A 241-nucleotide genomic window follows, 5' to 3' on the forward strand; every position below is an offset into this window, starting at 1 on the left:
CACCTTGCGTGCGTGGACTTCCTGTTCCGCCAACAGCGTCAACCGGACGGCCGGAGCAAGCCGGGCCAGTCGGTCTTTTAGTACATAATCCTTGGCGCCCGCATGGATCAACTCCACTGCCTCAACATCAGTAAGAGCGCCGGTGACCATGATCACCGGTACTTCAGGGTGGGTGCGCTGCACGATCTCCAGTGCAACTAAGCCGTTGAAGTCGGGCAGATTGTAATCTGAAAGGATGATG

General features: G+C 56.8%; 1 protein-coding gene. It reads right to left on the minus strand.

From position 1 onward, the window contains the following. Positions 1–241: response regulator (locus tag M6F29_RS12175; protein ID WP_298160327.1), on the minus strand; the 241-nt coding region annotated here is incomplete at both ends.

Source organism: Ferrovum sp. (assembly GCF_027317285.1).
Classification (GTDB): Bacteria; Pseudomonadota; Gammaproteobacteria; order Burkholderiales; family Ferrovaceae; genus Ferrovum.